2 protein-coding genes are annotated in these 1140 nt (G+C 26.4%); both read left to right on the top strand.

The features are described from left to right. Positions 1–29: 29 nt before the first annotated feature. Complete coding sequence (locus tag GGR97_RS15215) at positions 30–404, top strand: hypothetical protein (protein WP_167899382.1); 375 nt, start codon at positions 30–32, stop codon at positions 402–404. A gap of 3 nt (positions 405–407) precedes the next feature. Further along, entirely contained in the window at positions 408–959 is a 552-nt protein-coding gene (locus tag GGR97_RS15210) for a hypothetical protein (RefSeq protein ID WP_167899381.1), read from the top strand. Positions 960–1140: the final 181 nt, after the last annotated feature.

Below are 1140 nucleotides of genomic sequence, written 5' to 3'. Positions count from 1 at the left end.
CGTTGTGTGTAAGCTTGAAAAAAAATTAAATGACTCATTTTCTATTAAATAACTCTCAAGAATATTTAGAAGAAACTTATGAAGAAGTTAAAACTAGATACTTATTATTTGGAAAAGATTTATACCAAATATTGAAAGAAAATGAGCCTGAAATCTTCTACAAATTACGTTTTTTTAAAGCGATAAAATTAATTGAAAAAACTTGTTGGGGGGAGGTAGAATCTGAAAATAGCTATGCTATATACGATGACGGTAAAAATACTTTTGGTATACAGCTAGAACCTACTACTCCTGTAATTTGTTTACATAATCAACGAACTCAAATAGAAATTGGAGACTGGAATGGGAATGATTTCTACAAAGAATCTATAAAATTCATAAAAGAAGAATTAATAAAAAATTGAAAAATGATTATTACTGAAAATGAATTTTCTTATTCTAAGTTGAAAAACATAATTGGTGAACCTATAAAATTGAAAAATTTAAATTCTCTTGGTTCTTGTGGTTTCTATTTAAAATTAATTAAATCTGAAAACGAAAAATTCAATAAAATACAAATTGATTCAAAATGTAATATTCAAACATTCACAGAAGGAGTATTATTGAGATTTAATCATTCAAATATTGTTTTATCATTTCCGATAAATTATAAATCATTGAAAAAAATTGAGTTAATAAGAGGAGAAGAATTTATCTCACCTCGAATAATTTCGTTAATGAAATTATTACTTAAACTTGGAGTTAAAATTAGGTATGCTCGATATTTTGCTAATAATAGAAATATAAGCAAACTTGAATACAGAATTTCTGACCTAGAATTAAAAATTGAAACATCTAATCTTAAAATGAAATTTATTACAAATGGTTACTATTTTGAAAATCAAGTTCCATTTTTTAAATCTTTAAATAAAGCTGAATCAATAATTATCCATAAAAAGCCAACACACAACACCGGCTAAAATTAATACGGGCTTCTGTCCTACTTCAAAGTTTTGTGTATATTTACAAAGTCCGCCAAATCTTGTTGATTTGGCTTAGTCAAATTAAAAGAAACAAAACCAAACAAAAAGCTTAGGCTCAGTCCGTTCTCGAAAATCTTGTCGATTTTCAATCCCGTACTAATCCTAGCCAAAACCGTTG

Origin of the sequence: Wenyingzhuangia aestuarii (assembly GCF_011927765.1) — a bacterium.
Lineage (GTDB): Bacteria > Bacteroidota > Bacteroidia > Flavobacteriales > Flavobacteriaceae > Wenyingzhuangia > Wenyingzhuangia aestuarii.
This window is presented reverse-complemented; position numbering and strand designations above follow the sequence as displayed.

Bases quoted from the DNA above. Each gene is read 5' to 3' on its own strand.
- GGR97_RS15215 (WP_167899382.1), top strand. From the start codon at position 30: ATGACTCATTTTCTATTAAATAACTCTCAAGAATATTTAGAAGAAACT.
- GGR97_RS15210 (WP_167899381.1), top strand. From the start codon at position 408: ATGATTATTACTGAAAATGAATTTTCTTATTCTAAGTTGAAAAACATA.